The organism is Armatimonadota bacterium, from assembly GCA_020354555.1.
GTDB lineage: Bacteria > Armatimonadota > Hebobacteria.
The window spans coordinates 1,038,364-1,052,195 of sequence record CP070648.1 but is presented as its reverse complement, the minus strand read 5'-3'; the positions used below and the strand labels follow the sequence as shown (position 1 = coordinate 1,052,195).

Sequence of the window (13,832 nt, the reverse complement as noted above, 5' to 3'; positions counted from 1 at the left end):
TCTACTTCTGCATGCACCACCCGATCGGGACCGCGGCCAGCGACTACGGCTGGGGTTCGTTCGCGATCTGGGACGTTGCGGTCATTCTGGGGTACCTTGGCTCCGGCGACGATCCGTCGGAGTACTTCGCTTGCGCCCAGGCCGTCGGCAACTTCGACGACCCGGTGTGGGAGCCGTTGCTTGCATGCGACTCCTTCGGAGTGCATGAGGGTTACAGCGACGACTACACGGATGACCACGTGGTTCCGCCCGAGTTGGGAGGCGATCCGCCGACCATCACGATCGCGACCCCTGTGGGCTTCACCGATGGTCACGTCAAGTACTGGCGCGGTAGCTTCTACAGCACGATCGCGCTCATGACCAGCCCGAACGAGATTCAGTAAGAGCTCGGGCAGGGTCCTGGTTCACTGATCTGGCCAGGGCCCACCGCGATCCGGCCCGCCTCGGTAGTCCACGAGGCGGGCCGGTTTCTTGGTCCAGGCGCGGCGGACGACCTACTATAGTCGCCGGGGCTGAGGGAACCGTACGCGGTACCGCCGGATTGAGGACCGCCTGAAGGACGCGGCGCGCCGTCAGCGCTCGCACAGGGTCGCCGATTCCACGCGCCACGTGTGGGGGAACATGTCAATGGCCACGGTGCGCCGCGCCTGGTAGCCGTGTTCGGCGAGCAGCCCGATGTCCCGCGCCAGCGTCGTCGGGTCGCAGCTCACCATCACCACCGCGCGCGGCGCCAGCGCGCCCACGGCGTTCATGACCTGCCTCCCGCACCCCTGGCGCGGCGGGTCGAGCACCACGATGTCCGCCCGTGCGCTTCGCGCGGTTCGTCGCTCCCGCGATGCTCCATCAGCGGCGCGCTCGGCGGACCCGCTCCCGCGGGCCATCAGCGGCAGCGCGCGCTCCACCTTCTCGCGCACGACCGTCGCATGTCCCAAGCCCGCTTGCCGCAGATTCGCGCGCGCATCGCGCACCGCCGCGGGATTCGATTCGATACCGATGGCGCGCCCCGCCCGCTCAGCCAACGGTACCAGGAAGATACCCGCTCCGCAGTATGCATCCACCACCGTCTCGCCTCGGCCGACGCGCGCCATCTCCTCCATCGTCTCGACTAGCCGCGCGGCCTGCTGCGGATTGACCTGGAAGAAGGTGTCGGCCCCGATCCGGTAGGTCCGCTCGCCGACCCGCTCGTGGATGAACTCCTCGCCGGCCACGTGGCGCGACAGGCGTCGGTGCTGCTCGCGGCGGTCGCGTGCGGTGACCGCCGACACCCCGGCGATGCGCGGCACCGCGCGCATCAGATCGGCGGCCGCATCTTGCGCGGCCGGGCCCTCGCCGCGGAACGCCAACCCGATCAACGCGCGCTCCTCGGCGAACGAGGTCCGCGTCCCAACCAACCATAACTCTCCGGCCCCGTGTCGCGCCAGCCACTCGTTCATCGCGTGGAGGATCTCGACGTTCAGCGGATGCTGCACCAGGCAGTCCGCGATCGGCACGACATCGTTGCTCCGCGCGCGCAGGAACCCCAGTGCGGGCGGGTCGGTTGCAGCCACCGTGAACTCCGCCGCGCTGCGGCAGCGCCAGGGATCGCGCATCGCGATCGGCGCGATGATGCCGTCCAACTCGAGCGACGCGATGCGGGCGAAGGACTCGCGCAGCATCTCCACCTTGGCCGCTACCTGGGACTGGTATTCGAGATGCTGCCAGTCGCAGCCGCCGCACGACCCGAAGTACGGGCACGGCGGCTCCACCCGGTCCGGTCCCGGCTCGACGAGCCGCTCGATGCGCCCGCGGGCGTAGTTGCGTGCAACATGGCTGACACGCACGTCGGCGACATCGCCCGGCGCGCCGTATTCCACAAACATGGCGAGACCCTCATACCGCCCGACGGCCTCGCCGCCCGCGGCGAGAGAGTCCAGACGCAGGGTGACGCAATCCCCGGGCTTGACCGGTATGCGGGAACTTGACGGTGTGTCTTGAGACATCGAAATCGCGCGAGCCGCGTAGATTATATCAGAATCACGCGGCGTGCGTTCGGACCAGCCCCTTTCAGCTTCCGCGGCCCGCCTCGGCGCACTCGCGCGCTCGTCGCCTGCACCGCACTCCCGCAATCAGGGCGTAAGGGAGTTCCCCTGGCCTGCGCGCCGGAGCCGGGCCCGGTGAGGGCGACTCATTCCCGCGATGCATGCCCCTGTGCCGCCAATCCTCCGACTCGGCCCGACTGCAGGTGGACGCCGCCGCCGAGATTGCACAACCACGCCCTGGAGATGGGCGGCCTCGACACCCCCGGAGGTTTCATCTATACTGGGAACGCGATGCGAACCGGATCCGCGAACCTCCCGCTGCACGGCGGCTCGGCGCCGCGATGGCTGTTCGGTCGCATGACGAAGCTGTCGCGGGAGATCACGCGCTGCATGGTCGAGGAACACGGCCCGCGCGAGATGCTGGCTCGCCTGGCGGATCCCTGGTGGTTCCAGGCGTTCGGCTGCGTCCTGGGCTTCGACTGGCACAGCTCCGGAGTCACCACGACCGTATGCGGCGCGCTCAAGCAGGCGCTGCGCGGAACCGAGGCCGACCTCGGCCTGTTCGTCGCCGGCGGCAAGGGCAAGACCTCGCGCCGCACGCCCGATGACATTGCCGCCCACGGCGAGCGATTCTCGCTCGGGCGCGATCCCGAGGAGTTGATCTACGCCTCCCGCATGTCCGCCAAGGTGGACAACACCGCCGTGCAGGACGGTTATCAACTCTACCATCACACCTTTCTCTTCACGCGCGACGGGCACTGGGCGGTCGTGCAGCAGGGGATGAATGAGGACACGGCGTGGGCGCGGCGATACCACTGGCTATCCGATGAGATGGACAGCTTCGTCCGCGAGCCCCACCGCGGCGTGTGCTCCGAGGGCTCGGCGCGGCAGGTGCTCAACATGGTCGCGCGGGAGAGCGAGGAGGCGCGGCAGACGACGGCCCTGCTGTCGCAGGAGAAACCCGAGCGCCTGGCGAGCGAGATCGAGCGCATGCAGTCGCTCTCTCTGCCGCGACACCATGAGGTGCTCGTCAGCGAGCTGCGGCCGGATTCGCTCAAGCGCATCCTGCTCAAGTCATACGAGCGCCAGCCCCAGGACTTCCAGCAGCTCCTCGAGGTGCGCGGCGTCGGCCCGAAGGCGATCCGCGCGCTGGCGCTCATCTCGGACCTGGTTTACGGCATCCCCGCCAGCACGCGAGATCCCGCCGCGTTCTCCTTCGCTCACGGCGGCAAAGACGGATATCCCTATCCCGTGGACCGCGAGACCTACGACCGCTCGATCGAGGTGCTGCGCGAAGCGGTGAATAAAGCGCACATCGGGGACCGCGAGAAGCTCGACGCCCTGCGCCGGCTGGCGAGCTGAACGCAGGCGCTGTGGCAGGCCCGCAAGAGAACGCCGCGGCGGGCATGCAATCGATGAAACGGAGGAGTCAAATGGCTCGAGGATTCCGATCGGCTGTCTGCATCCTGCTGCTCCTGGCGGTCGTCAGCTTGGCCGGGGCACAGGCCTTGCCCAAGATCGCGGACGTGCAGATCGCGCCCGCCCAGGTCAAGACGGGCGACACCCTGCGCATGGCGGCGACCATCGAAGACCCGGCCGGCGTGGTCACGGCGGTCACCCTCATCATCCGCGAGCTGCCCGGCATGCAGGAGAACCTGCCGCAGCTCTCGCCGGGTGTCTGGGGCTTCGAGTTCGTCATGACGGATGAGTTCCTGCCCGCCGTCTATCACCTCGACTTAGTGCCTCGCGACACCCTGGGCTACCGGCTCAAGCTGGCGCCGGGCAGCATCACTACCGCCACCTTCACCATCGGCACCCCGGGCATTACGCCGGCCCCGCCGGCCCCGGACTTCCGGCCCGACATCCCGGCGACCAAGGTGACGACCGTCACGGGCAAGCGCCTCGTCGTCCGCAACCCCTGCCGTTCCTATCCCAATTGGTACAAGGGCCAGCTCCACGCCCACACCACCAACAGTGACGGCCGCACGCCGCCCGCCGTGCTTATCGGCAAGTACCTGGCCGACGGCTGCTCGTGGGTGCAGATCAGCGATCACGACGTCATCACCACGGACGACCGCTCGCCGGACGGCGAGCAGATCGTGCGCCTCCTGGGCCATGAGCGCGGCACCCTGGAGGGCGATATCGTCTGCATCAACTACACCGAGAAGAGCGTCACCCTCACCGCCCAGCAGACCATTAACGTCGTTGCGGCCAAGGGCGGCTTGACCTTGCTTGCCCACCCCGAGGGCGCGGTGGGCTACGAGCTGGCAGAGCTTGACGCGCTGCGCGGCGTGGCCATGATTGAGATCGGCGGCCGCGCCGACCAGACCCGGCCGTGGGACTACCTGCTGACCAAGGGCAAGATCGTCTGGGGCGTCGCCTCCGACGACTTCCACGGTGACCCCGACGCGCCGACCTCCTACGGCTTTGTCATGGTCAATGCCCCGGCCTGCACGCCTGAGGACATCCTCGCGAACCTGCGGGCTGGCAACTTCTATGCCTCCCAAGGGCCCGCGCTGCGGGTCGAGGTGCGGGATGGCGCCATCCGTGCGAGCGCCGACGACGATGGCTACTTCACGTTCCGCGGCGCCCATGGCATCCGCCTGCTCGGTCTCAGTGCCTTCGATCGCAAAGCGGCGGTCTACGAGTTGCAGGGCGATGAGCGCTACGTCAGGGTGGACTACGTGCGCCAAGCCGACGGCAAGCGAGCCTGGAGCCAGCCGCTCTTCGTCGCGCCCGGCAAATAGCGCGCATGACTCACGCGCGCGCAGCACCGATAATCCACAACGGCCCGAGGAGGATACTTGTGACTCCCGTTCGGATGTCCCTGACAGGCGCACTGGTCGCCGTCGCGCTCGCGACGATGCTGTCCCCCGACTCCGCGGCGGCCAAGACGGTTCGCGTTCCGATGGTTGCGCCAATCGGCGCCCCGACGCTCGACGGCGCGCTCGACGAGCCGGTGTGGCAGTCGGCGGGTGTCGCGGATGGCTTCCTGCTGGAGCAAACGGGCGAGAGGCCGTCACAGGCGACGGCCGTCCACTTCCTGTGCGACGGCAGGCGCCTTTACATAGGCATCCGCTGCGCGGAAGCTGAGCCCGAGGGCATGCAAGTCAAGGCGACGCCCGAAGCTGGCATCGTCTGGTCCGACGACTTCGTCGAGATCCACATTGACGTGACCAACACCAAGCGCCGCTTCGAGCAATTCGCGGTCAACCCGGACGGTGTCAAGACAGACGACGCAATGGCCGGGCGCGCGCAGATTGCCGCGGCGAGGGATGAAGGCGAATGGCGCGTCGAGATGACACTCGACCTCGGCGACCTCGGCGTTCGGCGCCTCGGCACGCCGGTGCGCTGGGCGCTCAACATCGGGCGCGTCCGTCACAACGTCGAGCCTACCGAGGAGACCAGCGTGTGGAACGGCGCGCCGGGCAGCGTGGACGATGCGGCGGTGATGGGGGAGATGATAGTCGGCCCGGAAGGGGCGGTGACCGTTGAGGGTCTGGAAGTCGGCGACCCCCGCTGGGGCCCCGGCAACGAGTTCGCGCTGCGCCTGACCAATGCCGGCGCGGCGCGCGAAGTGACCGTCGCGACGAAGCCCATCAGCACCCTGCGCGACGAGCTGGAACAGCGGCTCGCGACGCCGCTCGCCTGCGGCGCACGCCAGGTCGCGCGCGGTCTATACGCCGCGACGTCGCCCGATGCCGAGCAGCGACTCGGCATCACGCTTCTCGATGACTCGGGGCGCGTGCTCTACCGCCTGTGGCGCCCGCTGAAGCTGCCGCCGCTGTTGTCGCTCCAGCCGCTGCGGCCGCGCTATCGCGGCCTCATCCTGCCCGACGTGCGGAGCTGTGAGTTCCGCGCCGAGCTGGGCCTGACGCGGGACGCGCTGCCGGGGACAACGCTGGAGATGCAAGTCTATTCGGCGCCGTGGTCGAGCCCGACGCGTCCGCTGTCGCGCCTGCCCGCCGAACCCGTGACGGAACCCGGCACGGCACGAGCGCCCGACCTCCCCCGCGACTCCGAGATCCTGTATCAGAGCCTCACCCCGCGCACGCAGACGGTCACTCTGACTTTCCCGGCGGAGAGCCTGCCGTACGGCGAGAGCGGCCTGCGCGTGCGGTGCCTGACCCTCGACGGACGCGAGTTGGCGCAGGTATCAATGCCGCTGCAGCGCTTGACGGAGGACCAGGCCGCCGCCCTGCCCGCCCATGTGGACGAACACAACCGTCTCATCGTTGACGGCGAGCCTTTCTTCCCGCTCGGCTGGTACGGCGCGCACAGCATGCAGCACCTCGCGGAAATCGCCGACAGCCCGTTCAACTGCATCCTCGATTACGGCATCAACCGGCTGCCGGTCGATCAGATACGCGAATACCTCGACGCCGCTCAGCAGCACGGCATCAAGCTCATCTACTGCATGAACGACCTCTACCCGGCTGCGACGTATCACAAGCAGATCGGCCCCTGGATCGGCAACGAGGATATGGCGCGCGGCGTCGTTTCGACCTTCAAGGATCATCCCGCGGTCCTCGCCTGGTATCTCAACGACGAGCTGCCTACCAAGATGATCCCGGATCTGATGAAGTACTACGACCTGGTGCGCTCGACCGACCCCGGGCACCCGACCTATATCGTTCACTTCGTGCCCCGCATCATCCCCGACTTCGTGCCCACCACCGACGTGCTGGGCATTGATGTCTACCCCGTGCCCACGCGGCCCGTGATTCGCGTCAGCCAGATGACGGACGTCGGCGTCGAGGCGGCACAGGGGCTCAAGCCGCTGTGGATGGTGCTGCAAGCGTTCGCGTGGTACCAGCATCGCCCGCCCGAGGATCCCAATGCCACCGGCGGGCGCGGACGCATCCCCACCGAGGGTGAGCTGCGACGCGGCCGCGCGCCGACGCGCGACGAGGAACGGTGCATGACTTACCTCGCCCTGACCCATGGCGCGAACGGGCTGATCTACTGGTGCTACTACAACATGCGCGTCCTGCCGCAGTACGAAGAGATGTGGGGATGGATGAAGGAAATCGGGCAGGAAGTCAAGGAACTCTCGCCCGTCTTGCTGTCGCCCGCGAAGCTGCCGGTTGAGGTGCGGGGGAATTCGAGCAAGATCCACGCGCTGCTCAAGGAGTACGACGGCAAGTGGTACCTGCTCGCCGTCAATGGGGAGACGACGCCCGCCCGCGCCGAGTTCGCGCTGCCCGGCAAGGCGGCCTCGGTGCGGGTGATGTTTGAGGAGCGCGCGGCGACCGCATCCGGCCGGACTCTCGCGGATGACTTCGCGCCCTACGCCGCGCGCGTCTACGAGATCACGCCGGCGGCGGAGTCGCGCTGACGCACTTACACAGCGCCGCCCGCCACGCGCGGGAAGAACGCAACTTCGTCGCCGTCCTCGACCTCCGCGTCGGGATGCGCCGTCTTGCCGTTGAGCACGGCCAGGGCGCCCGTCGCTTCTTCTATCCCCACTGCGCGGGCGACATCGGCGACGCGAGCGTGCGCGGAGAGTTCGATCTCCCGTTCCCCCGCGCCGGCGACGCGGCGGAACTCGCCGAAGGTTATGACCTTGACCTTAAGCGGGAGTTGTTCCATTGAGGGATCCGCGCAGGTGTGGCCGCGTCGCGGCAACGCCGCCCTCTGCAATCCGGCTCACCGCCGAGCGGCTTCAGTCCCCTGTCTTCTCGACCGCGACCGGCAGCACTTTACCGGCGGCATCGGCCGCCTCAACTCGCCGCAGCGCGATGTCCTGCGGTTGGCCGCCGCTGAACTCGACCACCGCCAGCACGCCGCCTTCGCGAGCGGGGCCGGCCCCGCGTTCCGCATAGGCCAGCAGAGACGTCTGGTCCTTGGCGTCCTTCGCTCGCAGCTTCCAGCCATATCCCAGAAGGTCGCCCGGGTGAACGGTCACGGCGGGGACGCCGCTCCGATGCGCCAGCACGACCTGTGCCGCCGCGATCCCGCCCGCGCCTTGGCAGGTCACAGTGGCCTCCACGGTCTGACGGTTCGTTCGCGTCGCGCGCAGCGAGACCTGGAGGCCGCCGCCCGGGTTCGGTTTCGTGCCGCCCCCGCCGCGGACGATGCGCCCGATTGCCGCAACATCCGCGGCGGTCACCGCGCCGTCGCCATTCACGTCCGCGGCGAGCGCCTGCCATTCCGTTGGGGTCAGCGCGCCGACGGCGATGTCCGCCGCGCGCTCGAGGTCCGTCGCGTCCACGACATCGTCGCCCGTGACGCTTCCGGCCGGTATCAGGTGGAAACCGCCGCTGTGCCCCGTCGCCCCGCTCTCCGCGTGGGTCGCGAGGACGGACGTCTCATCCGCCGCGCCGCTGACGGCGACGGCGCCCGTCCACTGCCCTGCGACGAAAGAACCGGTTTCCGCGGACTCGACGCGGCCCGCCACGCTTTCGAGTCGCACCGGTCCCACGAACGCCGCGCAGATATCGCCTTTCTCATCAAGCGCGCGCAGTGCGATCTCAAACCGTCGCGGCAGCGCGCCGCCGATCTGGCGCTCCGCCACCGGCGCGAACGCGAAATGGTCGGCGATCAGGACCTGGATGCCGCCGTCCCACGCGCGCGGGCGAGGGGTGTCAATGCCGGCAATATCCAGTGCGACCTTCCGGATCGTAACCGCGACCTCGGCCCCGTGCCGCGCCGCGGCCGGAATCTCGAACTCCAGTTCCGCCAGCGCCCCCGATGTCCGCCATGCATCGCCTACCCCCGACTTCAGTTCGATCGTCGCCGACCCGGCGCCGATATCGGTGTCGAAGCTCCAGCCCTCGTCTTGCGCGACCTCGCCGGGCGCGACGCGCGCCAGCGCCGCGCCCTCGCCGTCCCATGCAACATCAATCGTCGCGGCGCGCAGGCCGCGAATGCCGCGGGCGAGAATGGGCACGGCGACAGTCCTGCCCGGATAGCCCCACACGCTTGCCGCCGCGACCTGCGGCTCCGGCTCCGGTGCGGGCGGGCGCCACGCTGCCGTGGCCTCTGGCGTGTCCGTGCCGAACGCGCGAAACGGGTTGCTTCCGTCCGCGCCGACGATCACAACGTCGTAGTCCCCGCTGCGCTCTTCCGTGAACGCGATCTTGCCGCCATCGGGCGACCAGGCCGGAGCGTTCGCGTCCGCCACCGGATTGCCCGCGATGCGCGCGCTCTCTCCCCCGAGCGCGCCCACGACGAAGAGTTCCCGCCGCCCTCCCTTGCCGTCGGCGGCGACAAATGCGATTTGCGCGCCGTCCGGCGACCACGCCGGGTCCGACTCCGGCACGCCGGGGCTGTTGGTGATGTTGACCGCCTCGCTCCCATCGGCGTTGGCGACGAAGATGTCGAGGCTTCCGTCGCGATCCGAGCAGAACGCGATCCTGCGGCCGTCCGGCGACCACGTCGGGTCGAAATCATCGCTCGGATGATTTGTGATGTTGCTGATACCTGACCCGTCGGGCGCCGCGACGAACACGTCTCGCTGACTGCCTTCGCCGGTATTCGGCGCAGCCGAGGAGGTCGAGTCGAAAGCGATTGAGCGACCGTCGGGCGACCAGTCGGGATGGAAGTACGGACCGGCAATCACCTCGTGGGCGTCGTCCCCATTCTCGCTTGTCATCCACAGGCCCGTTGTCCCCTCGTCCTCGTCGGTTTGGAAGGCAAGCCGGGTCCCCTCAGGCGACCACGTCGGGAAGTAGCTGTTGCCGGATCTCGCGGTGACGAAGCGGCCGATGCCGCCGTCGGCCGGGCCGATGTAGATGTTGAGGTTGTCGGCGAGATCGGTCTTCGCCACCGCCACCGTGCCCGGATCGAGCGGCCGCGCCTCAAGCGCGAAGTCGTCGAACTCCGCGCTGCCTCGCGCCCACAAGCCGAAGCGGCCGGGATTATCCCCTCGTTCCCACGGCGCCTGCGCGACGTAGCCGTCGCCCAGCGTGACGGAAAAGCTCCCCAGGCCGGACACGACTCCCAGTCGGAGGTTCTCCGAGGATTCCGGAAGCGGGACGCGGGCAATCGCCATCTCGCCGCCGGGGTCCGCCCGAACCAAAAGCAACTCGTTTCCGCGCACCGTGGCGCGCCAGCCGACCTTACCGTCCGATCCCCACGCCAGCCCGGCCTCGGCGGCAAGGTCGGACCGGCGCACGTCCACGTACATCGTGAAGTTACGGGCGAGGAACGCTCTGCCCGCGGCCGCGAGCAGGCCGGTCGAAGCGCCGCTCGTACCTTCGGCGCGCATGAACCCGTCGTCACCCGGTCGCCGCGTTGCTCGCCACCCGTCGCCGGAGCCGGACCAGCCGAGGGCGACCTGACGCGGATCCTGAAAGTCGTCGGCGAAGTCCACGTACATGTACGCGGATTGCGCCATCGCCCTCTGGGCTGCGTGCTGGGCTTCGGCGGCGGGCATGCGCGCTCCGGTGACGATAATGCCCGCTGTCGCCAGGAGCGCGGCGGCGGCCGCCGCCGCCGATGCTATGATATCCTTGCGGCTCACTGCTCCGTAGTCCTCGTAAGGTTAATCGAGGGCGACGGCGCGCCCCTCCTGAATACTTCGCCACACCGCCTCGCCGACCTTGAGCGCCTTGGCGCCATCCGTCAGGTCGGCGCGCGCGGGTTCGCGCGTGAGCAGGCTGACGGCGAATGCCCTGAGTTCCCCAACATACCCCAGCAACCAGCTCATGGACGGAGCGCCAGGGCCGGTCGGCTGGAAGTGGTGGCTCTGCTTGCCGACGTGGAAGCCGGGCGGCGGCACGAACCAGTCCTCGGCGGCCTGGAAGTGAACCGAGAGCATGTCATCCACTTGGACGTAATTCTCGTGCCCCGAGATCGCCAAGCGCTCGGTGAAATCGCGGAAGGCCGCGCGATTCTCGAGGCCGTTGAGGTTGACCAGACCGATAGCGCCATTCGCGAACTGGAGGTCGGCCACGTAGCCGAAGTGGTTGGGCGTTTTCTCGACATAGCGCGCGTGGACTTCCGCGACATCGCCGCCGAACATCCGCACCAGGTCGAAGATGTGCACCACCTGGCCGACGAGAAAGCTGCGCGCCGCGGATTCGATGCCCCAGATCTGGGGATATGGGCCCTGCCCGAAGCGCGCCTCGACGATATTGACCCCGCCGAACTCGGGCCGGCTGACGATGTCCCGCGCCATGAGGTACGCAGCGGCGTGGCGCTTCATGAACGCTACCATGCCGAACAGATCCGCCTGCGCTGCCGCGTCCGCCATCTCCTGCGCGCATGCCGCGTCCATCGCCGGCGGCTTCTCCACGAAGATCGGGAAACCCGCGCGCAGACATGCGAGGCCCAGCTCGTAGTGCATTTGCGGTACGCCGCAGATCACCACCCCGTCGGGTCGCTGCTCGTCGAGCATGCGATGGAAGTCCGTGTACCACGTCCGCGCCCCGAACCTCCGCGCGCGGTCCTCGGCAAGCTCCGCCTTCAGGTCACACGTGGCGACCAGATCCATCTCCGGTATCTCGTGCACGCACGGCAGCAGCGACCTGGTCGCGTGCCCGCCGCAGCCGATAAACGCCACGCGCGCTTGCGCCTTCTCCGATGCCATTACGCTGTCTCCTTCAGTTCGACAACGCAGGTAGGCCGCGCTGTGGGCTGCCCCGCGTCTGTTTCCGGTTCATCGGCCCCGTCGCTGACCGCGACGGATGCATAGTATCCGGCCCGCAGCATCCCCGGGTTGACGACCGCGCTGTCGCCGATGCGGTCCTGCCCGCGCGCCTCGTGGATGTGCCCGGCGATGCACAGCAGCGGCCGGCGGTCCTCGACGAACGTGCGCACGGCGTGGCTCCCGACGTGATCGCCGGAATGAGAACGATCTATGGCCGCGCCGAACGGCGGCTGGTGAAGCAGGAGCACCAAAGGCGTCGCAGCCGCGACACCCGCGACCGCTTCGCCTAAGTATCGCGCGAAGTCGCTCTCGCTGATCTCGTTCGGCGTCCGGCCGGGGCAGGGGAGGGAGCCGCCGACGCCCGCGACCGCGAGACCGCCGACGATGACGTGCCGCCGATGGACGCTGATGCCTTCGTCAGCCAGGTAAGTTGCGGCCTCGGGCGTGTCGCAGTTACCGGCAACTGCCAGCACGCGCTGATTGTGCTTGCGCAGTTCGCCGATCAACTCCGCCGCCGCACGCCGTCCGCCGAAATGCGTGATGTCCCCCGCCAGCAGCACCAGATCCGCGGCGGCCAGTTCCGAAGCGGCGGCGGCAACAGCCCGCACGTCCCCGTGCATGTCCGAAAATGCGAGGATTCTCATGCCACCTAGCCGCTCGCCTCATCCAGTCGCACGACGCGCCCGCCCTCCTGCACCGACTTCCGCGCGCACCACAGCGTCCGGATGATCTCCAGCGTGTCCTGCGGAGCGATCGGCGGCTCGCCGCCCCGGCACATGCCGACGAACCGCCGCATCGTCTCGGTGTAGAAGTAGTGGCCGTCCGCCACCGGGAAGCTCACCCACCCCCCTTTGCCGTACACGCTGAGGTGGAACACGTAGCCGATATCATCGAAAACCTGGAGCACGGCGGAGCGGTCATCATCGTAGAACAACCGAACGATGTGGCGGCCCTCCTCGCCGACGTTCTGGACCGCCACCACGCCGGACCCGATGACCGCCTGAAGCAGCTCGCAGGGGTGGATGCCGTAGTAGATCAGATCGTGCGGCCCCACCGCACATGCCGCCAGGAAAGGCTTGATCTCGTCGAGCCGAGGCTGCGCCTCCGCCTGTTCCCGCGTGAAGCGCAGCGACGAGCACGACATGAATGGCGTGCCGTGTTCCTCGGCGAGTCCCACGAGCTGTGCCGCTTCCCGGGGATCCGGGCTGAGCGGCTTATCCACAAACGTCGGCATGCCGCGTTCGAGAAACAGGGGCGCCTGGCGCTGGTGCTCCATCGTGCCGTCGTCGAGCACGAGCACCGCGTCAACGATATCGGCCAGTTCCGCCGGCGATGCCGCAACGCGCTCGATGCCGTAGTCCGCCGCGAGCTTCTCGGCGACGCCGGGCTCCTTGTCCCATACCGCGACGACGCGCACCTCCGCAAAGTCGGCACGCATGTCCTCCGGCGGGGCACCCGGCCCGCCGTTGATGATGCTGGCGAACGACGGCCCGTGCGCGAGCCCGGCACCGGTTGCGATGCCAACACGTATCATCCGCTAGTCTCCCGGAAACCCGTATTCCCCGATCAGCGGGACGAACACGCACCCGCAGCCGCTGTGCTGCTTCAGGTGGCCGTGTTCCTTGGTGGCGATAATGAGAGTCTGCGACCAGCGGTCACCGACCGGCGCGACGATGCGCCCGCCTTCCGCGAGCTGCTCCGCCCACGGCGGCGGCAAGCTCGGCGTTGCTGCGGTGACGATGATGCCGTCGTAGGGAGCATGCTCCGGCACGCCACGAGTGCCGTCGCCCATGACGACCTCGACGTTATGGTAGCCGAGTTCCGCGAGCACGCGCTTCGCGCGCTCGGCCAACCCTGGGATGCGTTCGATGGAGTACACCTGACGGCACAGCTCGGCCAGCACCGCTGCCTGATAGCCGGAGCCGGCCCCGATCTCGAGCACCTTCTCGTCCCCGGTCAGCCCCAGCGCCTCGGTCATGACCGCGACCATGTAGGGCTGGGAAATGGTCTGCCCCTCGCCGATGGGTTGGGGGCTGTCGTCGTAGGCGAAGCGTCCGCCGCTGGGGACGAAGCGATGACGCGGCACTCCGCTCATCGCTTCGAGCACGCGCTCGTCGGAGATGCCGCGCCCGCGGAGCTGAGTCGCCACCATGCGCTGGCGCGCTTCGGTCAGGTCGTCCATTTGCGGTGCCCGGCGGGCTGACGCGGGGTGCGCGGCA

11 protein-coding genes are annotated in these 13,832 nt (G+C 68.5%); 4 read left to right on the top strand and 7 right to left on the bottom strand.

Going from position 1 to position 13,832, the window contains the following annotated elements:
- Window positions 1-383, top strand: a 383-nt coding sequence (locus JSV65_04335; protein UCH35584.1) for a hypothetical protein, incomplete at its 5' end; no start/stop codon positions are given.
- Between the two features lie 189 nt (window positions 384-572).
- Here the strand turns inward: JSV65_04335 and rlmD are convergent.
- Complete coding sequence (rlmD, locus tag JSV65_04330) at window positions 573-1,979, bottom strand: 23S rRNA (uracil(1939)-C(5))-methyltransferase RlmD (GenBank protein UCH35583.1); 1,407 nt, start codon at window positions 1,977-1,979, stop codon at window positions 573-575.
- Between the two features lie 330 nt (window positions 1,980-2,309).
- Between rlmD and JSV65_04325 the strand changes: the two genes are divergently transcribed.
- The 3 genes from JSV65_04325 (at window position 2,310) to JSV65_04315 (ending at window position 7,356) form a co-directional block, all read left to right on the top strand.
- Window positions 2,310-3,380, top strand: a complete 1,071-nt coding sequence (locus tag JSV65_04325) for a DUF763 domain-containing protein (GenBank protein ID UCH36698.1) — start codon at window positions 2,310-2,312, stop codon at window positions 3,378-3,380.
- Window positions 3,381-3,451: 71 nt separating this feature from the next.
- Window positions 3,452-4,765 carry a hypothetical protein gene (locus JSV65_04320; GenBank protein ID UCH35582.1) on the top strand — a complete coding sequence of 438 codons (1,314 nt, stop codon included), beginning with the start codon at window positions 3,452-3,454 and terminating at the stop codon, window positions 4,763-4,765.
- A 59-nt stretch (window positions 4,766-4,824) separates the two neighbouring features.
- Entirely contained in the window at window positions 4,825-7,356 is a 2,532-nt protein-coding gene (locus JSV65_04315) for a hypothetical protein (GenBank protein UCH35581.1), read from the top strand.
- Window positions 7,357-7,361: 5 nt separating this feature from the next.
- Here JSV65_04315 and JSV65_04310 read toward each other — a convergent pair whose 3' ends face one another.
- The 6 genes from JSV65_04310 to JSV65_04285 form a co-directional block, all read right to left on the bottom strand.
- Window positions 7,362-7,610, bottom strand: coding sequence for a MoaD/ThiS family protein (locus tag JSV65_04310; protein ID UCH35580.1), 249 nt, complete (start codon window positions 7,608-7,610; stop codon window positions 7,362-7,364).
- Between the two features lie 73 nt (window positions 7,611-7,683).
- Entirely contained in the window at window positions 7,684-10,485 is a 2,802-nt protein-coding gene (locus JSV65_04305; GenBank protein UCH35579.1) for a PD40 domain-containing protein, read from the bottom strand.
- 21 nt (window positions 10,486-10,506) lie between these two features.
- The gene (locus tag JSV65_04300) at window positions 10,507-11,553 is read right to left on the bottom strand and encodes a Gfo/Idh/MocA family oxidoreductase (protein ID UCH35578.1); all 1,047 of its coding nucleotides are present in this window, start codon (window positions 11,551-11,553) and stop codon (window positions 10,507-10,509) included.
- Window positions 11,553-12,257 carry a metallophosphoesterase family protein gene (locus JSV65_04295; protein ID UCH35577.1) on the bottom strand — a complete coding sequence of 235 codons (705 nt, stop codon included), beginning with the start codon at window positions 12,255-12,257 and terminating at the stop codon, window positions 11,553-11,555. Before JSV65_04295 ends, JSV65_04300 begins: the two co-directional genes overlap by 1 nt.
- A 5-nt stretch (window positions 12,258-12,262) precedes the next feature.
- A complete protein-coding gene (locus tag JSV65_04290; protein ID UCH35576.1) occupies window positions 12,263-13,147 on the bottom strand; it encodes a Gfo/Idh/MocA family oxidoreductase in 885 nt (294 codons plus the stop codon).
- Window positions 13,148-13,150: 3 nt separating this feature from the next.
- Window positions 13,151-13,795 carry a protein-L-isoaspartate(D-aspartate) O-methyltransferase gene (locus tag JSV65_04285; GenBank protein ID UCH35575.1) on the bottom strand — a complete coding sequence of 215 codons (645 nt, stop codon included), beginning with the start codon at window positions 13,793-13,795 and terminating at the stop codon, window positions 13,151-13,153.
- Window positions 13,796-13,832 lie beyond the last annotated feature (37 nt).